The sequence below is a fragment of the Curtobacterium sp. PhB128 genome, assembly GCF_004340725.1.
GTDB lineage: Bacteria > Actinomycetota > Actinomycetes > Actinomycetales > Microbacteriaceae > Curtobacterium.
The window spans coordinates 292,434-311,907 of the sequence record NZ_SLUR01000003.1 but is presented as its reverse complement, the minus strand read 5'-3'; the positions used below and the strand labels follow the sequence as shown (position 1 = coordinate 311,907).

The window sequence follows — 19,474 nt, the reverse complement described above, 5'->3', positions numbered from 1 at the left end:
ATGCGGGTCCTGTTCGTCTGCAGCGGCAACATCTGTCGTTCACCGCTCGGCGCGCAGGTCCTGACGGCGCGACTCGGCCCGGACGCTGCGGCGTTCGTGGTCGAGTCCGCCGGCACCATCGCCGACGACGGCGCCGCGATGGACGGCGCCGCCGCAGCGCAGTCCGTCCGGCTCGGCGGTGACCCGTCGGGCCACGGCTCGCGCTACTTGACGGCCTCGATCGTCGAGGACGCCGACCTGGTGCTGACGGCCGAACGGTCGCACCGCGCGGCCGTGGTGTCGCTCGCACCCCGGGCCACCAAGCGGGCGTTCACGATCAAGCAGTTCGCGCGGGTGCTCGCGGGGCTCGAGCCCGGTGACCTGGCCGACGTGCACTCGCCCGAGGCCCTGGTCGAACGGGTCGCACGCCTGCGCGGCACCGTCCCGCCGCCGGCCGACCCCGCGGACGACGACGTCGACGACCCCTACCGCCGGTCCGAGGCGACCCACGCTCGGGTCGCCGACGAGATCGACGCCGCGCTCGCGCTGATCGCGGACGCCCTCCGGGCCGCGCTGCGCTGACCTACGCTGTGCCCCGCCTCGCACGGTGCGGGCTTGTTCGTCCGGTGCGAGGTTGGTGGCTCGGTGCGGAGTTGTAGCGGCGCACGGAGCGGTCAAGCTCGCACGGGCCGGCGGACACCGCACCGTGCGCCGCGCCGCGCCACCGCCACCGCCACCACCTGCACCCTTCGATGCAAGTCCGGCAGGTGCATCCCGAAGCCGGTCGTTCTGCGACGCCGCAGTTCCTAGCGTCGTGTGCATGACGAACACCACCGACGTCCGGCCCACCGCCGGCACCACTCCGCAGGAGCGCGGGGGAGTCAGCGGCGTCATCGCCCGGCACCCGCTCGCGTCCTTCTTCACCCTCGCGCTCGGCCTCAGCTGGCTGGCGTGGATCCCGTACATCCTGTCGCCGCACGGCCTGGGCGTGTGGGACCTGCACTTCCCCGAGGTCCTCGGCACCGCGCAGTTCACCGGCGTGCTGCCCGGAGCGCTGCTCGGCCCGTTGGGCGGCGCGTTCGTCGTCACCGCGGTCGCCGACGGCCGTCCGGGCCTGCGTCGATGGGTCGGGCGGCTGTTCCGCTGGCGGGTCGCCTGGTACTGGTACGCCCTGGCGCTCGTCGTCGTGCCGGCCGTGATCGTCGCGTCCGCGCTGCCCTTCGCCGGCGGTGACGTCCGTGCCCCCTCGGCCCTGGCCGTCGCCATGCTCGTGCCCGGCCTGGTCATCCAACTGTTCTCCACCGGTCTGAGCGAGGAGCCCGGCTGGCGCGACTTCGCCCTTCCCCGGCTGCAGCACCGCTTCGGCGGGCTCGGAGCCGCTGCGATCCTCGGTCCGATCTGGGCGCTCTGGCACATGCCGCTCTACCTGAGCGACTGGGGCGGGTGGCCGAACGCACACTGGAGCGAGCCCGTGGTCTTCGCCCTGTTCACGATCACGTTCAACGTCGTGATGATCCAGGTGTTCAACAAGACGGGCGAGAGCCTGCCCCTGGCCCTGCTGCTGCACGTCGGCGTGAACAACACGATCTCGACGCTGTTCCCGGAGATGTACCCGAGCATGACCGCCGGCACGCTGATGCTCGGCCTGACCATCACCTCGACCGTCGCTGCCGCGGTGCTCCTCGTCGTGACCCGCGGCCGCCTGGGCTACGACCCCACCCGCCGTGCGCTGCCGATCGACGCCCCGGTCCCCGCCCGCACCCGCCTCGTAGGATCACACGATGGCCTCCGCTGACCCGCGCACGCGCACGTCGCGCGACGGCGACCCGCGCACCCGCGACCGCCGCGTCGACGTGCTCGTCGCGCTCGGCACGGCCGTCGTGGCCCTCGGCCTGCTGATCGGCCTGCCGCCGCTCGACGCCCTCGAGCCGGACGGCCCCGCCCTGGCCCTGCGGGTGCCGGCACCGTTCACCGCCGCGTGGACCGTCCTGGCGATCAGCCTGTTGGTCCAGTCCGCCGCCCTGCTCGCCGCCCGTCGGGCACCACGGACCGTGCTCGTCGCGGTGTCCGCGCTGCCGGTGCTGGTCGCCGCGCTCGCTCCGCAGTCGCTCGACCTGTTCGGCCTCACCGCCCTGCCGGTGGTCGTCGCCGTGGTCCTCGCCGCCCTCCGTGTCCCGCTCGCACGCCTGTGGCCGACCCTGCTGGTCGCCGGCGCGCTGGTGGCAGCCGGCAGCGCGGTCCTGTCCGCGGTCGCCGGCGGAGCGCTCCGGGGCGACGTCACGCAGGGACTGTCCGGCGCACTCGGCCAGGGGATGCTGCAGGCCGTCGGCGCCGTTGGGCTCCCGCTCCTGGTCACCCTGCTGGTGCGCTCCCGCCGCGAGGTCCGCGCCGCCCGCACTGCCGAGGCGAGCGCGGTCTTCCGTGAACAGGACGCCCTGGTCGACGCCGCGGTCTCCCGTGAACGTGCCGCCATGGCCCGCGAGCTCCACGACATCGCCGCCCACCACCTGTCCGGCATCGCCCTGATGGCCGCCGTGATCGACCGGCAGATCGACAGCGACCCGGAGCGCGCGCACGAGGGTGCCCGTCAGGTGCGGGAGCAGAGCACCGCCGTCCTCGACGACCTGCGCCGCCTGGTCGGGCTGCTGCGCGAGGACGTCCCCGCCGAACGCGCGGTCGAGACGGTCGCCGGCATCGTCGACCTGGTCGAGCGTGCCCGGTTCCGCAGCGACGTGCGCCTCGAGGTGCTCGCTGGTGACCACGCGCGTGGAGCGCAGGCGCTGGCCGACGGCGTCGGCCCACTCGCGCAGCTCGCCGCCTACCGGACGGTGCAGGAGGCGCTGGCCAACGCCGCCCTGCACGCCCCGTCCGCCCCGTGCACGGTCACCGTCGACGACCGCGACCCGACCCGGGTGGTGATCCGGGTGGAGAACGCACGGGCCGCCGCTCCGGCAGCGCCGACCTCACCGTCGGGCGGCAACGGCCTGCGGGGGATGAGCGAGCGGGCGGACCTGGTGGGGGCGAGCCTCCAGACCGGACCCACCGCCACCGGCGGATGGCTGGTGGAGCTGGCGCTCGGACGGGAGGCACCTGCCGCACCCGCGCAGGCCGCCGACGGTGGCGAGGTGGTCGCGTGATCCGCGTGCTGGTGGCGGATGACCAGCCGCTGGTCCGTGCCGGGGTGTCCGCCCTGCTCGGCGCGGAGGCCGACATCGAGGTGGTCGGCGTGGCCGCCGACGGCGGCGAGGCGCTCGCGCTGGCGCGCTCGTTGCGACCCGACGTGGCCTGCCTGGACATCCGGATGCCCGTCATGAACGGGATCGAGCTCGCCCGGCTGTTCTGCGCTCCCGACGCCGACCCGGCGATCCCGGTGCTGATGCTGACGACGTTCGACCTGGACGACTACGTGTTCGGGGCGCTCGAGGCCGGTGCCTCCGGATTCCTGCTGAAGGACGCCGAGCCGGACACCATCGTCGACGCCGTGCGCCAGGTCGCCGCGGGCAACGGGACGCTCGACCAGGCGCTGACCCGGCGGGTGCTGCGCGAGTTCGTGTCGCGACGGAGCCTGCAGCCGGTGTCGGGGGACCGGGCCGACGGGGTGCTCACCGCCCGCGAACGCGAGGTCCTGCTGCTGCTCGCGCAGGGGATGTCGAACGAGGAGATCGCGGTCGCGCTCGTGCTCGAGGTCTCCACCGTGAAGTCGCACCTGGCGCGGATGCTGCCGAAGCTCGGGGTCCGGTCACGGCTGCAGGCCGTGGTGTGGGCGTACCAGAACCGGATCGTGGCGGTCCCCGAGCCGTAGGGCACGTGTGGTGCGTGCCGGCCGTCAGCCGGTGGTGAGCGGCTCGGCGGCGCCGGGGACGACGAGGCGCCAGACGCTGTCGTCGTCCTCGGGGTCGGCCTTCGTCAGGTAGAGGCGGAACGTTCCCCCTGGTTCGAGCACGTCGCCGTCGAGGTACTCGACGGGTTCGCCGCTCGTCGTGCACTGGTCCGACGTGCTGACGACCTCGATGGTGGCGCCGGGGGCATCCCCCTTCGAGGTCGTCGTGACCTCGGCGTCGTAGACGTCGTAGACGCCGCCGATCTCGACGGTGCGATCGGTCTTGGTGACCTGGCCGTCGACCACGAGATCGGCGGATTCGCGGCGCTCGGCCGCGGTCATGGGCACGTAGTCGATGCAGGAGCTGACCGAGGTGCCAGTGTCGATGGACTGGACCGTCCCGTCGGCGCCGCACCCCGCGAGCGCTCCGCTCGCCATCAGGGCCACCGCCGCCACCGGTACGATCCGTCCCCACTGCATGGGATGAGTATCGCTCGCAGGTCGATCGGTGGGAAGTGTCGTGGCCGGATCGTGCTGGTCCGTTTTGCGCGCGATCCCCGTTCGGGGGCTTTGGTGGGACCGGTGTGCCTGGTGGGGTGTATGCATGCACATCGAATCATCGCGCCGGACCTCGGACGATGCCGCCCTCCGATCGGCCGTCGTCGACGGGATGATCACGGCACTGCGGACGCGTCCGCTCCACGAGGTGACCCCGGCCGTCGTCGCGGACCACGCCGGTCAGGACGTCGACGTGGTCGGCCGGACGTTCCCCAGCTGGGACGGTCTGCTCCTGGCCACCATCGACCACTGGAACGAGCAGCGCACCGCACCGCTCATGCCACTCGCCGAACGGTTCGGGACGGTGCCGTTCCTGCGTGCGATCGTGACCGCGAACATCGCCGACCCGTCCCTGATGCGCTTCCTCACCGCCACCCTGAACATCGCGGCGTCACCGGAGCACCCGCTCGCGCCGATGCTGCACGCGCGGTGGCGCCGGTTCCACGCCTTCGTGCAGGACTCCCTGCAGCGCGACAGCCTGCTCGGTCGCGAACCGAGCACCATGGAGCCGTCGCGCGGCGCCGAGCAGCTGCTCGCGACCTACGAGGGACTGCAGCTGCAGTCCATGGTGCGCCCCGAGATGGACCTGCTCGAAGCGTTCGACCGGGCAGTCACCCGGTTGCGCGAGGGATGGTCCCGCGAGTACGTCGCCCCCGTGTGGGACCTCGACCTGGTGAGCTGACCCGGACCAACCACAGACCACGGACGCTAGGGCGTCCGAGGGCAGACGCCAGCCGTCTGCACGCGCCACCGCTCGATTCGGGTTCGAGCGGAAGCGCGCACACCGTGCCGCCGCTCGATTCGGGTTCGAGCGGCGGCACGCACACTGAACACCCACGGGGTACCCGCGACGACGCGGCGCCGGGCGAGGAACACACCACGATGCAGCACCTGACGTTCTCGGTCGCGGCCGAGCCCTTCGACCACGAGGACGCCGTCCGGCTGCGCGCCGCGGCCAGGATCGAGGTCGACCGGATCTACGGCCGTCCGGCCGACCGTGGCCGTCCGCTGACCGAGGCGACCGCCGCCGTGCACGTCATCGCCCGAGACCGCTCGGGCTTGGCGCTCGGTACCGCGTCGCTGAGTGCGGCCGGCGACGGCGTGTTCGAGGTCCGGCGGCTGTTCGTCCGACCGGACTCCCGCGGGCAGGGCGTCGGCGACCTGCTGGTGCTCGAACTGCTCGCGCAGGCCGAAGAGCTGCAGGCACCGGCGGTCGTCGCCGAGTTCGGCGTGCTGCAGCCGCACGCCGCCGCGCTGTTCGCCCGGAACGGGTTCGTGCGGATCCAGCCGTTCGGGCCCTACCGCGACGACCCCGAGTCGGTCTGCTTCTCGCGGGCGTTGTGATCGCCCGTGCCCTCGACCGGGATCTCGAAGAGGTCCGTGTGCCGGTAGTCCTCGGCCCACCCCCGCCGCAGCCGTGACACGGCGCGGTCGAAGGACGCGATGATGTCGAACCCCTCGATGAGGAGCGACTGGATCCGCAGACCGTCGTAGAGCGCGAGGAGCTGCTCGGTGGCACGCGCGGGATCCATGGTGGCCGGTTCGCGACCTGTCCGGACGTCCCGCTCGAGTGCTTCCCGGACGGTCCGACGGAACCGGAGGTACAGGGTGCGGTAGTACTCCGCGCCTTCGTGCCCTGGGTCGGTGCTCGAGGCGAGCGTCGAGGCGAGCAGCCGCATCAGCGCTGGTTCCTCCGAGTACGCCACGACCAGCGCGTGCAGGTACGCGACCGCGCCGTGCGTGTCCGCGATCGGCCGCAGGGGCCGTGACACGGAACTCGACCACCGGTCGACCGTCGCCGTCAGCAGGCTCTCGCGGGTGGGGAAGTGGGTGCGCAGCTCGTCGACGGTCATCTCGGCCCGGGTGGCGACGGTGTCGACGTCGACCTGCTCGACCCCGGTCTCGTGCAGCACCGTGATCGTCGCGTTGACGATCCGGGTGCGCAGCTCGATGCCGTCGTCGCCGTGCTGGTTCGTCAGCGGCGCCAGGGGGTGCTTCCGGAACCACTCCAGCAGGGCCGTCGCGCGGGACGTACCGGTGGCGGGGTCGGGCGCGTGCCCGTCGGCGAAGAGGTCGAGGAACCCCGGGATCTCCTTGATCAACGGGTCCGCCGGTTGGAACGCCATCGACCACTCCGGGAAGGACCGGGTCGCGACGGTGTCCGCGGCGACCTGGCGCACGTTGGTGTGACGGGGGTCCTGACGGATGCCCTCGAACCGTTCCCGCACGACCTCGTCGTCGCCCTCGATGATGCCGATGCAGTTGCTCCCCTGGTGGGCGAGGACCCCCGTGATGCCGAGCTGCAGGTTCTTCTCGTGACCGATCACCAGGATCTCGGCGAGTTCCTCGTCCGTGACCGGTCGGCTCATCGTGCTCACGTACACCAACGACAGCATGTGGTCCCTGTTCCTCCGAGCGAGCGTGTACTCCACACAGTGGTGCACACCGGCGCCGATGGCAAGGCATGCCGACCGCGTCGCGGTCCGCCTGCGGCACGCGGCCCGCGGCCTGCGCGCAAGGTGGACGGCGCGGTGTCCTGCCGGTGGGCCGCTGCCGACACTGGGGGACCGGGCCCGACCGGGAGCCCGGTCGGCGAAGGTGCTCGGAAGAGCTGGGCGGTGTCACGGACGAAGTCCTTCCGCCGCGCCGCGTTCAGGTTCCCGTCGCGCAGTGCCCGGGTCGTCGAGTTCGTGTTCCGTCGCCTCGACGCGACCGGGGAGTGTTCGTTGGCGAGCGGGGCGGACTGTCGCCCGGCGTCCGCACCCACGAGCTCTCCCTCCCGTGTTCTTCGCCCGGCGCCGGGCTGCACGGACGGCGCGCGGCGTCTCGTGGAAGATGGTCCCCGCACCCTCGGAGAGCGTCCGGGAACTCCCGTCCATCAGCGCTCAACCCGACGATGTCTTGGTGAGACCGTGCTCCGTCTTCTCCCAGTAGTGGGGGCGGGTGATGAGCTGCCACAAGCCCTTGTAGGCGGCGACCGAGTGCAGCACCCAGTACACGGGGTTCAGCAACGCCCAGAGCATCAGGTCGAACCGAGCGCGTTTGTACGGTCCCATCATGGTCAGGTAGATCATCGTCGCGTTGCCGAGCAGGAAGTCGAGCACGCACAGCCAGAGCACCGGGGCGGGGAACACCGGAGCCGTCCACGCCGTGGGCAGCACGAGCGTGGCGATCGTGACCGCGATGCCGGGCAGCATGCCGAGGAACGTCAACGGTGTCCCGGCGATGAGCAGCGCGAACGCGGCTGCTCGGCGCACCCCGATCTCCCGCACGAGTGCACGGGGCCGCCGGGCGTGGACGAGGGCGGTCTGCATGTACCCCTTGATCCACCGCGACCGCTGCCGGACGAAGTTCGGGATCGAGGTGTTCGCCTCCTCCATCGTGGTCGAGTTGACGACGGAGACGCGGTACCCGACCGCGGACGCGCGGATGCCCAGGTCGGCGTCCTCGGTGACGTTGTAGGGGTCCCAGCCACCGAGCTCGCGCAGGAGCTCGGTGCGGAAGTGGTTCGAGGTCCCGCCCAGCGGGATCGGCAGGTTCCGGGCATCGAGGCCGGCGAGCATGTAGTCGAACCAGTACGAGTACTCCAGCGTGAACATGCGCGTCAGGGCGTTCTCGTCGGCGTTGAAGTAGCTCAGGGCAGCCTGGACGCACACCGTGTCGGTGCCGGCCCGCTCGAACGTCGTGAACACCTTCTTGAGCTGGTCGGGGTCGGGGCGGTCCTCGGCGTCGTAGATGACCACGTACTCGCCGCGGGCGATCGCGAGGCCGACGTTGCAGGCGCGCGGCTTGGTCTGCGGCGCACCGGGAGGGACGATGACGATCCGCATCCAGGCCGGTGGTTCAGCGTCGAGGACGGCCTGGCGTGTCTCGTGGTCCTCCGCCTCGACGAGGACCAGGACCTCGAGGCGGTCCTTCGGCCAGTCGAGGACCTCGAGGTTGCGGACGAGGTCGCCGACGATGTTCGCCTCGCGGAACACCGGGACCAGGACGGTGTACGTCGGCAGCGTGGTGTCGTCGAGCGCGGCGACGTCGGCCGCTGAGACCTGCTCGACGAGGTCGAAGCGGGCCCCGACCATGGAGACCCAGAACTTGAAGACGATGCCGGCCAGGAACCCGAGCGAGAGCACCGCGGTGACGATGGCGGCCGTCGTGCCGGGAGCGACCACCAGGCAGCCGGCGAACGCGAGCAGGGCGATGCCGCCGCCGACCTGTTGACCGCGGGACAGCACCGTGCGGGCGGACATGGCCGGGATCGTCCGGGCGAGGTCGTGTGCCGCGAGGTCGGCGACCTCGTCGTCCAGCTCCCACATGATGCGCTGGCGGACCTCTGCCTCGTCGACCGCCCGGAGCACGACCGGCTCGCCGAACTCCTCGGTCAAGGCGGCTCGGAGCACATCCGGGTCCGACCGGCCGCTGGTCAGGACGAGGACCCCCTCGCGGATCCGTGCGGAGGCGACCCAGCCCTCGTCGACGTGCCGGCGGACCGAGCACCGGTGCGGCGGGCGCCAGTCGGACTCGCCGCCGCGGTGCCGGGCGGTCGTCTCGTCGATCGACGGGGTGTCGGTCTCGCTGGTGACGGCGGACGCACTGGACACGACGGCGGTCATGCGCCCACCGCCGAGACCAGGGCGTGCATCCACTCGGCGACGACCTCGCGTTCGAACGCCGCAGTCCATGCGAGCGGGATCTGGAGGGCGGCGAGCACCATGACGAGAGCGCTCGTGACCCGGCTGCTGACCCGCGGGAGGATCGCGATCGCGACGGCGAGCATCGTGACGAACGTGTTGCCGGCGGTGGCGACCGGGATGAGCCCGATCGCGTAGCCGGCGAGGATCCCGGCGAACAGCGCGACCACGATGACGATCGCACCGGGTCGGTGCACGAGCAGGGCCAGGAGGCACCCCGCGACGACCATCGCGAGGAGCAACAGCCCGTCGAACGAACCCACCAGGTGCTGGAGGCCGCTCAGCCGGGTGCTGTCGGTGTGCACGGTGTTCCGCAGTGCCGCGAACGGGTCGCGGAGGACGAGCAGGTCGAGCACGGACATCGAGCCGATGACGGCGATGCTCGGGAACACGAGGACGAGCGTGTTCGCTCGTCGGATGCCCGGCTGTCCGTGCCGGGCGAGCTCCAGCAGCGGGGCGGTCAGAGCTGCGATGACGACGTAGACGAGGCCCATCGGATCGACGAGCGTCGACACCATCAACGACAGGCCGGCACGGAAGCCCGCTTGGGTGTCGCCGTACGAGAAGAACCGCACCATGTCGGCGATCGCGAGCGCGAACAGCGCGATGCCGAGGAAGGCCTGCAGGTCGTTGAGGGCGACGAAGGCGTAGAGCGGGTTCGCGCCGAGCGCGATGGTGAAGACGACCACCTTCCGCATCCGGAGGCCGCGCCGGAGCATGGCCTGCGCCAGGAGTTGCAGCAGCACGCCGGCTGCGAGGCCGCCGAGGACGGCTGCGCCGTGCACGCCGAACGGCAGGAACCGGAGCAGGACGCCGGAGAGCAGCGGGTAGAGCTGACCGACGGCCTGCACGACGCCGCCGTCGAGAGCCGCCGTCGCCCGGTCGAGGGTCGCCTGGTTGCCGGTGAGTTCGAGGAGCGGTGTGGTCGGGATCTCGATCGAGAGCACGGCGACCACGACGTAGGGCACGGCGAACGCGAGCCGGAGGAGCCACCGCGTCCACGCGCGAGGGAGCGGCCGGAGCGCCGATCGGTGCGGCGGCTCGGCCGACGACAGGACGGCGCTCAGACGCGGGACGGTGACGGTCATGCGCGCTCCTTCGGGTGGATGCGGACAGTGGAGCCCAGGCACCCATCACAGCCGGAGGACAGACGAATCGGTACACCCAGAATGGGGTACAGGGGAGTCCCCCGGAGTGAGGACCACTGCACATCTCGTGAATGGGGGTGCCGCCGTGTCGAACCCGAATCGACACGCCGGCACCCACCGCGACCGCCCCACCCGAGGGGGGTCACCTTCGCTTGGTGCCGAAGCTCCGCGCGGATCTCGTCCGCAACGGAGTTGCTGACTCGACGACCCAACCAGGCCACGCCCCTCGTCGGTATCCCCCGAACGGGGAACGTACGTTCTCCGGATGGCGGCAGGAGGCTTCCGGTCGATTTCCGCGTACCTGTGCACCCGGAGAGTGGCACATCCGTACCGTCTCGTGAGCTACCCCGCGGTGCCCAGCTGCGGGGGCCCGATCCCTGTTCCGGGCTGGCATCGTCGCGGCCCGCCGCGCCGAACCCGACGTCGTCGTAGCGCGAGGGCGCCTGCTCCCCGACCCGAACGAGGAGCAGACGCCCTCGGTCACCGTTCGGTGTCGGCCCACGTGGTCGCAGCTGTCCGGTCTGCGCATCCATGCCTGCCGGGGTACGTGCGCGAGCCGGGACCACAGCGGCCGCCCGGTACAACGACACCATGACCACTTCTGCCCGCACCCCGCTCGGGGTCACGCTCGTCGACGGCGGCGCCAACGTCGCTCTCTTCTCCAGCACCGCGGAGCGCGTCGAGTTCTGCACGTTCGACGACGACGGCACGGAACACCGCACCGAGCTGCAGCACCGCACCGGCTACACCTTCCACGACATCGTCCCCGGCGTCGCTGTCGGCACCCGCTACGGCTTCCGCGTGCACGGCGCGTGGGACCCGGCCAAGGGCCTCCGCCACAACGGCTCCAAGCTCCTGCTCGACCCGTACGCCACGGCGGTCGACAGCTCGTACGAGTGGGGCCAGGCCCTGTTCGGGCACGACATGGACGACCCGGAGACCCGCGACGACACCGACTCGGCCGCCGCCATGCCGAAGTCGGTCGTCGCCGACCGCTCGTTCGACTGGGGCGACGACGTCCGTCCCGCGACCCCGCTCGGCGACACCGTCTTCTACGAGGTCCACGTGAAGGGCTTCACGAAGCAGCACCCCGACGTGCCCGAGGCGATCCGCGGCACCTATGCCGGCATGGCGCACCCGGCCGCGATCCAGCACCTCGTCGACCTCGGCGTCACGGCCGTCGAGCTGCTGCCCACGCACCAGTTCGTCCAGGACTCCACACTCGCCGACAAGGGGCTGCGCAACTACTGGGGCTACAACTCCATCGGGTTCTTCGCGCCGCACGACGAGTACTCGTCCAGCGGCACGGCCGGCCAGCAGGTCGCCGAGTTCAAGGAGATGGTCAAGGCCCTGCACGCAGCCGGGCTCGAGGTCATCATGGACGTCGTCTACAACCACACCGCCGAGGGCAACCACATGGGTCCGACGCTGTCCTTCAAGGGCATCGACAACGAGTCGTACTACCGGCTCGTCGAGGGCGACGAAGCGAACTACTTCGACACCACCGGTACCGGCAACAGCCTCAACGTCTCGCACCCGGCCGCGCTCGGTCTGATCATGGACTCGCTGCGCTACTGGGTCGAGGAGATGCACGTCGACGGTTTCCGCTTCGACCTGGCGACCACGCTGACCCGTCAGGGCGGCGAAGCCGAGAAGCACTCCGCGTTCCTCGACATCATCCACCAGGACCCGGTGCTCCGTGAGGTCAAGATGATCGCCGAGCCGTGGGACACCGCGGGGTACCAGGTCGGCGGGTTCCCGGCCGACTGGTCCGAGTGGAACGGCAAGTACCGCGACGACCTCCGTGCCTTCTGGCGCGGCGACGAGGGGGCGCTCGGCGACGCCGTGCAGCGTGTCCTCGGCAGCCCGGACGTCTACGAGGGGTCACGGCGCTCGCCGCTGTGCTCGGTCGACTTCGTCACGGCCCACGACGGCTTCACCCTGGCGGACCTGACCTCGTACGCCGAGAAGCACAACGAGGCGAACGGCGAGGGCAACAACGACGGCGAGAGCGACAACGCCTCGTTCAACGGCGGCGTCGAGGGGCCCACGGACGACGCCGGGGTCAACGCGTACCGCGACCGGCAGCGCCGGAACTTCCTCGGCACCCTGCTGCTTTCGGCCGGTGTGCCGATGATCCTCGGCGGCGACGAGATCGCCCGCTCGCAGGGCGGCAACAACAACGCCTACTGCCAGGACGACGAGATCTCGTGGTTCGACTGGGACGCCGCCGACCAGGACCTGCTCGCGTTCACGACCGCGGCGATCGCGTTCCGGGCCCAGCACCGTTCCCTGCGTCCGGAGTGGTACCGCACGGCACCCGGCGACTCCGACTCGACCGTCTCGGTGCTCCGCGCCGACAACGCGGGCTTCGAGGACGGGGACTGGGCAGACGGCGGCAACCGGGCGGTGATGCTCGTCCTCGAACAGGGCGACGACACGGTCGCCGTCCTGCTCAACGCCTCGGACACCACCGTCGAGTTCACGCTGCCCGAGAAGCCGGGTGGCGGCACGTGGCAGCTCGGGCTGTCCAGCGACCCGCAGCAGCAGGTCGCGGGTGACGCGGCGACCGTGCTCGTGCGCGACGCGTCCTTCTCCGCGCTGTACTGACACGGTTCCGGTCGCCGGACACCGACCCGGTGGGGTCGACGGTCGGCGATCGGAGCTGGTCTACGTTCGACTCATGGGGACTGACGACGTGACCGGACAGCAGCGGCGGGAGCGGAACCGGTGGTGGCTCTGGTGCGCCGGCGGATTCGTCCTGTCGCTCGGGCTGCTGCTCGTGCTGGGGCGGTGGTTCCCGGTGAGCGCCGGGGTCCTCGTCGGCTGGTTCGTGCTCGCGACCTCGGCCTGGTCACTGCCGACTGGTCGTCCGCGCCTGGGCAGCCCCGTCGCCACCTTCGTGCTGTCGACGATCACGGTCATCGGGGTGAGCTTGCTGGTCGGTGCCATCGTGCCGAACCTGGGCGACGGTGACCTTCGCATCGAGGGGATCGTTCTCGGGGTCGTGCTCACCGCGGTCGGTGTGACGTGGGGGATCGTCGTGGCGAAGCGGTTCTCGCGGCGGCAGGTCGATGCGGAGATCGAGCGGTTCCGGCGCGAGCAGGAGGCAGCGGTCGAGGACTGACCTCGTCATGCTCGGTCCTGGTGCACCGGACGGACCGGCACCGCGGAGGCGTCAGCCGGGACCGGCGCTCGCCGGACCGCGATCACCGTCACATCGTCGTCGTGCGCGACCTCGTCCGCCCGCGCGGACAGCGCCGCCACGAGCGCAGTGGGCTCGGACCCGCAGGCCCGCGCGAGGTCGGCCACGGCGTCGACGGTGTCCTCACGCCCGCCGAACAGGTCGAGCACGCCGTCACTGAACGAGATGAGCAGGTCGCCGGTGTCGAGGAACCCCTCGGTCGTCGCCCACTCGTCGCGGAGCCCCATCCCGAGCGGGAGGTCGCTCGACCGGAGCCGGTCCACGGCACCGTCGGACCGGAGCACCAGGCTCAATCCGTGGCCCGCGTCCGCCCACCGGAAGGTGCCGTCGGTCGAGATGCGCGCGTGGAACAGCGTGGTGAACGTCACGTCGGTCGCGCTGCCCTCGGCGGCGAGCCCGTCGGCCGCCCGCAGGAGCGCCTCGGACGGGTCGTCGACGGCACGGGAACTGCGGACCGTGGCCCGCACGGCCGCTGCGATGAGCCCCGCCCCCACGCCCTTGCCCATCACGTCACCGAGGCTGACGGCGATCCCGCTGTTCGTCTCGTACCAGTCGAAGAAGTCACCACCGACCGACTTCGCCGGCAGGCAGGCGCCCGCCACCGCGACGTCGGCGCCCAGGTGGTCGGTCGGCGTGGGGAGCAGCGAGCGCTGAACGGCGGCGGCACGGTCGATCTCCGCGCGGACGCGTTCCTCGCCCAGTCGGGCAGCGCGGACGTTGCGCCGCGCTCGCCGTGAGAGCTCCTGCACGACTGCCGCGACCGTCCCGAACACGATCACGGTGACGCCAAGGCGGACCAACTCGCTCGCTCCGGGCACGTTCGTCGGCGTCAAGAAGTAGGGCGCCATGATCACGAGCGTCACGCCCAGCGCCGCGTACACGACGGTCAGGCGGCCACGGAGCGATCCGCACCAGACGACCGGCAGGACGGCGAGCGAGGTGAAGACCGAGGCACCTGCGCCCGTGCTCGTCCGGAACAGCGCGATCGCCACGAAGTCGAGCACCAGCAGCGCCGGCACGAGCCCGACGGAGTGTGGCAACGCCAGTGCCACCGCAGCCACGACCGTCGCGAGACCGGTGACCGCGAGGCTCGCGACGAACAGGCCGTCGTCCGTCACCTGGAGCGACGGCACCGTGATGCTCAGGACGGCTCCGAGCGCCAACAGCGCACTCAGGGGAGCCTGCCGGGCGAGGGGGCTCTCGAGGATGCTGGTTGGGCGAGACATTCGAGAAGGACGTTACCGGTCGGGGCGGCTCATCGTGCGGTCGGTGTCAGCGCGGCCAGGTGAGGACGACCGCCACGGTGTTGAACAGGACGTGCGCCAGGATCGCCCCGCCGATGCGTCCGGTCATGGCGACGAGCGTCCCCGTCAGCAGGCCGAGCACGAACGTCGTCACGAAGACCTCGAAGCCCGCGACCGACGACGTGGTCGTGCTGATCGCGAGGTGCATCAGCGCGAAGGCGAACGCGGTCACCAGCACCGCGAGGAACCGCGTGCGTGGCGTCAGCTCGGCCGACAGTCGACGCTGCATGACACCCCGGAACACGATCTCCTCGAGCACCGGACTGACCAGGCACACCCCGATCGCCGAGACCACGAGCAGCAGGACGTCCGGGGTACCGAGGGTCGGCTGCGGCGTCAGCCCGGTCGCGCCGAAGAACGCGACGGACAGCACGGCGTCGAGCCCGCGGCACACGACGACGATGCCGATCGCCGCGACGACGTCGGCCCACCCGAGTCCGAGCCGCCGCACGAGGACGGCTGGGGCGGACTTCCGGAGCACCCATCCGACACCGAGCACGAGCGGCACCCACACGGCCAGGTCGGCGGCGAGCACCTGCGTGATCGGCGAGGGCAGACCCCCAGTCCGGGCGACGCCACCGACGATGCGGGAAAGCAGCACGGCGACCAGGAGCGCGATCACGATGACCTGCAGGTCCCGCACCGCCGAGGAAGGGCGGGCGGCGGTCGGCGCGTCCGGTTCGGGCTGCATGCCGCCACCGTACGGGACGCAGAACGAGACTCGACGTCGCGCGACCCCGAGCGCGTCTCATCGGTGTGGCAGTATTTCCCTGCCGAACGCTGGGACGATCCCGGTCGACCTGCGACAGGGACTCTGCAGGGCGCGGCGACTTCCGGGGAAGGGTGCCGCGTGGAGCTACGCGACTACATAGCGGTCTTGCGCAAGGGATGGGTCTTCATCCTGGTGCTGGCACTGGTCGGGGTCGCGGCCGCTGCGGGCTTCTCGCTGGTGAAGAAGCCGGTCTACGCAGCATCCGCGCAGGTCTTCGTCTCCACGGAGACGTCCGGCAGCGCGAGCGACCTGGCGCAGGGCAACACGTTCACCCAGCAGCGCGTGCTGACGTACTCGAACCTGGTGTCGACGCCCATCGTCCTGTTGCCGGTCATCTCGTCGCTCAAGCTCGACATGAACGCCGATCAGCTCGCGACCATGGTGTCCGCGACGGCGCCGACGAGCACCACCCTCATCTCCATCTCGGTGGAGGGCACCGACCCGGTGCAGGCCGCGAACATCGCGAACGCGACCTCGCAGAGCCTGACCAACGTCGTGCAGGACATCGAGGCCACCGATGCGAGCGGCAAGAGCACGGTCAAGCTCACCCGCGTCAAGCAGGCGGACGTCCCGAGCACCCCGGTCAGTCCGAACGTGCCCGTCAACGTCGCACTCGGTCTGCTCGTCGGGCTCGCGCTCGGCATCGGGATCGCCGTGCTGCGCGAGACCCTGGACAACCGGGTCCGGACCGAGCTCGACGTCGAGAAGATCAGCGACAAGCCGGTCATCGGCGGGATCGCCTACGACGCCAAGGCCGCCGAGCGTCCGCTCATCGTGCAGGTCGACCCCCGTAGCCCCCGCGCCGAGTCCTTCCGGACGCTCCGCACGAACCTCCAGTTCCTCGACATCGGCACGGGCGCTCGGACCTTCGTCATGACGTCGTCGATGCAGTCCGAAGGCAAGAGCACGACCGTGGCGAACCTCGCGATCGCCCTGGACAGCGCCGGCTTCCGGGTCATCCTGATCGACGCCGATCTGCGCCGCCCCCGCGTCGCCGAGTACATGGACGTCGAGGGCAACGCCGGCCTCACCGACGTGCTCATCGGACGTGCCGACCTCGAGGACGTCGCACACCCGTGGGGGCGCGGCAAGCTCGTCGTCCTGCCCGCAGGACCGATCCCGCCGAACCCGTCGGAACTCCTCGGCTCGCGCGCGATGCAGGACCTGATCGAGCGCCTCGAGCAGCAGTTCGACTACGTGCTGTTCGACGCTCCGCCGTTGCTACCGGTGACCGACGCGGCGATCCTGGCGAAGAAGGCATCGGGCGCGATCATCGCGGTCGCCTCGGGCCACACCCACAAAGGGCAACTGGCGGCAGCCATCGCATCGCTCGAGAACGTCGGCGCCCCGATCTCCGGTTTCGTCATCACCAAGATGCCCGTCAAGGGTCCCGGTGCTTACGGGTACGGCCGGTACGGGTACGGGTACGGCTACGGCCAGGACGACGGCGCCTCTGCTCCGGTGACCCCGCCGAAGCAACCCGGCAAGAAGCTCGGCGTGCTCCGGCGCGCCGGACGCTGAACGGAGCCGCCGACCATGAAGACCCGCCGGGGGACCCGAAGCCTCGGCCGCGCACTGCCCCGAACCACACTCATCGTGGTGGCGGCAGTCGTGGTGGTGCTGGTCGCGATCGACGTCGTGCTCGTCTCCCTCGCCCTGGGGCGCACCGCGCCGGAGCAGAACGGGCCAGCGGGCCCGATCCCCACGTTCACGAGCACACCCGACACGACCGAGACGCCGCGCGCGAGCACGTCGGCTGACGCAGACCCCGCATCCACCGCTCAGCAGGGGCGGCGCCTGTTGGCAGCCGTGGACGACCGGGAGGCATGGCGTGCGTCCGGCGGGTCGTGCGGCGGCCCCCGGCCGGTGCTGGAACACACCGTGGACGGCGGGTCGACGTGGGTCCCGGTGGGACTCGGGACGGATGTCGGATCGCTCATGGCGATCCGGGCCTCCAGTGCGGAGCTCTCGATCCTGGCGGGCGTCGGTGACGACTGCACCACGACGGCGCGGACCAGCACCGACGCGGGCGTGACGTGGAACGCGGGGACGCCCGGCGCCGCCGGCGCCGGGATCAGCACCGACGGTGTGGTGCTCGCGAGCGGGACGATCCAGGCCCCGTGCGCGGACCCGATCGAGGCGTTCCAGGGGGAGCGGACCTCGGTCGTGATCTGCGACGGACAGCTCGAGTGGCGGGCCGGCACGGATGCATGGGTGGACGTACCGATGGGCGGTGTGCGCTCGATCGCGGTCGACGGCGGCGAGTACACCCTGGCCCGAGTGGACGTGGCGTCCTGCTCCGGCGTGCAGCTCGTGACCATGCCCGCGGCGGACGTGACCCCCAGCACCGCGGTCTCGCCGGTGGGCTGCGCCGACGGTGCGGACTCCGACGGCACCGTCACGATCGACCGTGCCGGACAGGACGTCTGGCTGTGGGACGGCGAGACGGTCAGGGTCTCGAGTGACGGCGGTGCGTCGTGGTGATGCGACCGTGACGGCGGACGCGCTCCGCGCACCGAGCGTGGTCGGGGCCCGCGACGAGTGGAGCCGCTCGTACTCGCGCCGGGTGCTCATCACGGATCTGCTGGCGCTGATCTGGGTGGTCTTCGGCGTGCAGATCGCCTGGCTGGGGATCGAGTCGAACCTCGCCACCAACACCGCGGACCTCCGGCTCAGCTACTCGGCCATCTCGATCGTCGTGATCGTGGTGTGGATGAGCGCGCTCGCCCTGTACGACACCCGCGGGGCGCGAGTCATCGGTGTCGGGAGCACGGAGTACCGCCTGGTCGCAGACTCCAGCGTCCGGGTGTTCGGGCTGCTGGCGATCGCGGCGTTCCTGCTGCACGTCGATCTCGCGCGCGGGTACGTGCTCATCGCCTTCCCGATCGGGATCCTCGTGTTGCTGCTGTCGCGGTGGATGTGGCGGCAGTGGTTGGTCGCCCAGCGTCAGCAGGGTGCGTACTCGGCGACGGTGCTGCTGGTCGGTTCGCCGGCCAGCGTGCTGCACATCGGCCGCGAACTGGCTCGTTCACCCGAAGCCGGGTACCGCGTGGTGGGTGCCGTCGTGTCCTCCAACCACCGCGGGATGCTGGCGGGCTCGACGATCCGGAGCCACGGCGGATTCGACGACGTCGGCTCCGCATTGCGCGAGACCGGTGCCGACACCGTCGTGATCACGAGCTCCGACGACCTGCCGCCGGAGCGGGTCCGCGAACTCAGCTGGTCGCTCGAGCCCGGTCGGCAGCACCTGGTCGTCGCACCGAGCCTGACCGACATCGGAGGTCCGCGCATCCACACGCGGCCCGTGCAGGGGCTCCCGCTCATCCACGTCGAGACGCCGACCTACTCGGGACGCAAGCTCTACACGAAGCGGGCATTCGACCTCGTCGGCGCGACGCTGCTCGTCATCGTCCTGTCACCGCTGCTGCTCGTGCTGACCGTGCTGGTGAAGACCACGACACCGGGTCCGGTCTTCTTCCGCCAGGAGCGAGTCGGACTGAACGGCGGCACCTTCCGGATGATCAAGTTCCGATCGATGGTCGTCGATGCCGAAGATCGCCTGCAGGAGCTCAGCGCCCTGGACCGCGCCGAGGGCAACGACGTCCTCTTCAAGATGCGGAACGACCCGCGCGTCACCCGGATCGGCGGTTTCATGCGGCGATACAGCCTCGACGAGGTGCCGCAGCTGTTCAACGTCCTCGCAGGCAGCATGTCGCTCGTCGGCCCACGTCCTCCGCTCGCCCGCGAGGTCGCGCGCTACGACACCCACGTCCACCGTCGGTTCCTGGTGAAGCCGGGCATGACGGGTCTGTGGCAGGTCAGCGGTCGGTCCGACCTGTCGTGGGAGGACTCGGTGCGGTTGGACCTGTACTACGTGGAGAACTGGTCCATCACGGGCGATCTCGTGGTGCTCTGGCGGACTGCCAGGGCCGTCGTCGCTTCGCGTGGTGCCTACTGACCACGCTATGTCGTCCTGGTCCCCCTCACCGCACAAGGAAGG

At 71.0% G+C, this 19,474-nt stretch carries 17 protein-coding genes; 11 read left to right on the top strand and 6 right to left on the bottom strand.

Features of this window, described 5'->3' with window-relative positions; genetic code table 11:
- From EDF23_RS07725 to EDF23_RS07710, 4 genes are all read left to right on the top strand, one after another.
- A complete protein-coding gene (locus EDF23_RS07725) occupies window positions 1-561 on the top strand; it encodes a low molecular weight phosphatase family protein (RefSeq protein ID WP_131921311.1) in 561 nt (186 codons plus the stop codon).
- A 238-nt stretch (window positions 562-799) separates the two neighbouring features.
- On the top strand, window positions 800-1,774 hold the full coding sequence (locus EDF23_RS07720; protein ID WP_131921310.1) for a type II CAAX endopeptidase family protein: 975 nt from the start codon (window positions 800-802) through the stop codon (window positions 1,772-1,774).
- Window positions 1,761-3,116, top strand: a complete 1,356-nt coding sequence (locus EDF23_RS07715) for a histidine kinase (protein WP_131921309.1) — start codon at window positions 1,761-1,763, stop codon at window positions 3,114-3,116. Before EDF23_RS07720 ends, EDF23_RS07715 begins: the two co-directional genes overlap by 14 nt.
- Window positions 3,113-3,781: a response regulator transcription factor gene (locus EDF23_RS07710; RefSeq protein ID WP_123293595.1), complete on the top strand. Its 669-nt coding sequence runs from the start codon at window positions 3,113-3,115 to the stop codon at window positions 3,779-3,781. The genes EDF23_RS07715 and EDF23_RS07710 overlap by 4 nt, the downstream gene beginning before the upstream one ends.
- Window positions 3,782-3,805: 24 nt before the next feature.
- Here EDF23_RS07710 and EDF23_RS07705 read toward each other — a convergent pair whose 3' ends face one another.
- A complete protein-coding gene (locus EDF23_RS07705) occupies window positions 3,806-4,279 on the bottom strand; it encodes a hypothetical protein (RefSeq protein WP_131921308.1) in 474 nt (157 codons plus the stop codon).
- 124 nt (window positions 4,280-4,403) lie between these two features.
- Here EDF23_RS07705 and EDF23_RS07700 point away from each other — a divergent pair, with 124 nt between their 5' ends.
- Together EDF23_RS07700 and EDF23_RS07695 are read left to right on the top strand one after the other, a co-directional pair.
- Window positions 4,404-5,039: a hypothetical protein gene (locus EDF23_RS07700; protein ID WP_123310369.1), complete on the top strand. Its 636-nt coding sequence runs from the start codon at window positions 4,404-4,406 to the stop codon at window positions 5,037-5,039.
- Window positions 5,040-5,239: 200 nt separating this feature from the next.
- A complete protein-coding gene (locus EDF23_RS07695) occupies window positions 5,240-5,701 on the top strand; it encodes a GNAT family N-acetyltransferase (RefSeq protein WP_131921307.1) in 462 nt (153 codons plus the stop codon).
- On the opposite strand, the gene EDF23_RS07690 is transcribed toward EDF23_RS07695, so the two are convergent.
- The 3 genes from EDF23_RS07690 to EDF23_RS07680 form a co-directional block, all read right to left on the bottom strand.
- On the bottom strand, window positions 5,656-6,753 hold the full coding sequence (locus EDF23_RS07690) for a BLUF domain-containing protein (protein WP_131921306.1): 1,098 nt from the start codon (window positions 6,751-6,753) through the stop codon (window positions 5,656-5,658). The two genes, EDF23_RS07695 and EDF23_RS07690, sit on opposite strands and share 46 nt — an antisense overlap.
- 489 nt (window positions 6,754-7,242) lie before the next feature.
- Window positions 7,243-8,967 (bottom strand): glycosyltransferase, encoded by a 1,725-nt coding sequence (locus tag EDF23_RS07685; RefSeq protein WP_207895459.1) that lies wholly within the window; start codon window positions 8,965-8,967, stop codon window positions 7,243-7,245.
- Window positions 8,964-10,133 (bottom strand): hypothetical protein, encoded by a 1,170-nt coding sequence (locus EDF23_RS07680; RefSeq protein ID WP_131921304.1) that lies wholly within the window; start codon window positions 10,131-10,133, stop codon window positions 8,964-8,966. The genes EDF23_RS07685 and EDF23_RS07680 overlap by 4 nt, the downstream gene beginning before the upstream one ends.
- A gap of 651 nt (window positions 10,134-10,784) precedes the next feature.
- On the opposite strand from EDF23_RS07680, the gene glgX reads away from it, so the two are divergent.
- Both glgX and EDF23_RS07670 read left to right on the top strand, forming a co-directional pair.
- The gene (gene glgX, locus EDF23_RS07675) at window positions 10,785-12,803 is read left to right on the top strand and encodes a glycogen debranching protein GlgX (protein WP_131921303.1); all 2,019 of its coding nucleotides are present in this window, start codon (window positions 10,785-10,787) and stop codon (window positions 12,801-12,803) included.
- Between the two features lie 73 nt (window positions 12,804-12,876).
- Complete coding sequence (locus EDF23_RS07670) at window positions 12,877-13,320, top strand: hypothetical protein (RefSeq protein WP_131921302.1); 444 nt, start codon at window positions 12,877-12,879, stop codon at window positions 13,318-13,320.
- 5 nt (window positions 13,321-13,325) lie between these two features.
- Here EDF23_RS07670 and EDF23_RS07665 read toward each other — a convergent pair whose 3' ends face one another.
- Together EDF23_RS07665 and EDF23_RS07660 are read right to left on the bottom strand one after the other, a co-directional pair.
- Window positions 13,326-14,624: a SpoIIE family protein phosphatase gene (locus tag EDF23_RS07665; protein ID WP_131921301.1), complete on the bottom strand. Its 1,299-nt coding sequence runs from the start codon at window positions 14,622-14,624 to the stop codon at window positions 13,326-13,328.
- Between the two features lie 46 nt (window positions 14,625-14,670).
- Window positions 14,671-15,393: a type II CAAX endopeptidase family protein gene (locus EDF23_RS07660; protein WP_131921300.1), complete on the bottom strand. Its 723-nt coding sequence runs from the start codon at window positions 15,391-15,393 to the stop codon at window positions 14,671-14,673.
- Between the two features lie 159 nt (window positions 15,394-15,552).
- Here EDF23_RS07660 and EDF23_RS07655 point away from each other — a divergent pair, with 159 nt between their 5' ends.
- From EDF23_RS07655 to EDF23_RS07645, 3 genes are all read left to right on the top strand, one after another.
- Window positions 15,553-16,995: a polysaccharide biosynthesis tyrosine autokinase gene (locus EDF23_RS07655; RefSeq protein ID WP_131921299.1), complete on the top strand. Its 1,443-nt coding sequence runs from the start codon at window positions 15,553-15,555 to the stop codon at window positions 16,993-16,995.
- 78 nt (window positions 16,996-17,073) lie between these two features.
- Complete coding sequence (locus EDF23_RS07650) at window positions 17,074-17,958, top strand: hypothetical protein (protein WP_131921298.1); 885 nt, start codon at window positions 17,074-17,076, stop codon at window positions 17,956-17,958.
- On the top strand, window positions 17,936-19,432 hold the full coding sequence (locus EDF23_RS07645) for a sugar transferase (RefSeq protein WP_243648846.1): 1,497 nt from the start codon (window positions 17,936-17,938) through the stop codon (window positions 19,430-19,432). The genes EDF23_RS07650 and EDF23_RS07645 overlap by 23 nt, the downstream gene beginning before the upstream one ends.
- Window positions 19,433-19,474: the final 42 nt, after the last annotated feature.

Coding starts and splice junctions, on each gene's coding strand:
- EDF23_RS07725 (WP_131921311.1), top strand. CDS start 1: ATGCGGGTCCTGTTCGTCTGCAGCGGCAACATCTGTCGTTCACCGCTC.
- EDF23_RS07720 (WP_131921310.1), top strand. CDS start 800: ATGACGAACACCACCGACGTCCGGCCCACCGCCGGCACCACTCCGCAG.
- EDF23_RS07715 (WP_131921309.1), top strand. CDS start 1,761: ATGGCCTCCGCTGACCCGCGCACGCGCACGTCGCGCGACGGCGACCCG.
- EDF23_RS07705 (WP_131921308.1), bottom strand. CDS start 4,279: ATGCAGTGGGGACGGATCGTACCGGTGGCGGCGGTGGCCCTGATGGCG.
- EDF23_RS07700 (WP_123310369.1), top strand. CDS start 4,404: ATGCACATCGAATCATCGCGCCGGACCTCGGACGATGCCGCCCTCCGA.
- EDF23_RS07695 (WP_131921307.1), top strand. CDS start 5,240: ATGCAGCACCTGACGTTCTCGGTCGCGGCCGAGCCCTTCGACCACGAG.
- EDF23_RS07690 (WP_131921306.1), bottom strand. CDS start 6,753: ATGCTGTCGTTGGTGTACGTGAGCACGATGAGCCGACCGGTCACGGAC.
- EDF23_RS07685 (WP_207895459.1), bottom strand. CDS start 8,967: ATGACCGCCGTCGTGTCCAGTGCGTCCGCCGTCACCAGCGAGACCGAC.
- EDF23_RS07680 (WP_131921304.1), bottom strand. CDS start 10,133: ATGACCGTCACCGTCCCGCGTCTGAGCGCCGTCCTGTCGTCGGCCGAG.
- glgX (WP_131921303.1), top strand. CDS start 10,785: ATGACCACTTCTGCCCGCACCCCGCTCGGGGTCACGCTCGTCGACGGC.
- EDF23_RS07670 (WP_131921302.1), top strand. CDS start 12,877: ATGGGGACTGACGACGTGACCGGACAGCAGCGGCGGGAGCGGAACCGG.
- EDF23_RS07665 (WP_131921301.1), bottom strand. CDS start 14,624: ATGTCTCGCCCAACCAGCATCCTCGAGAGCCCCCTCGCCCGGCAGGCT.
- EDF23_RS07660 (WP_131921300.1), bottom strand. CDS start 15,393: ATGCAGCCCGAACCGGACGCGCCGACCGCCGCCCGCCCTTCCTCGGCG.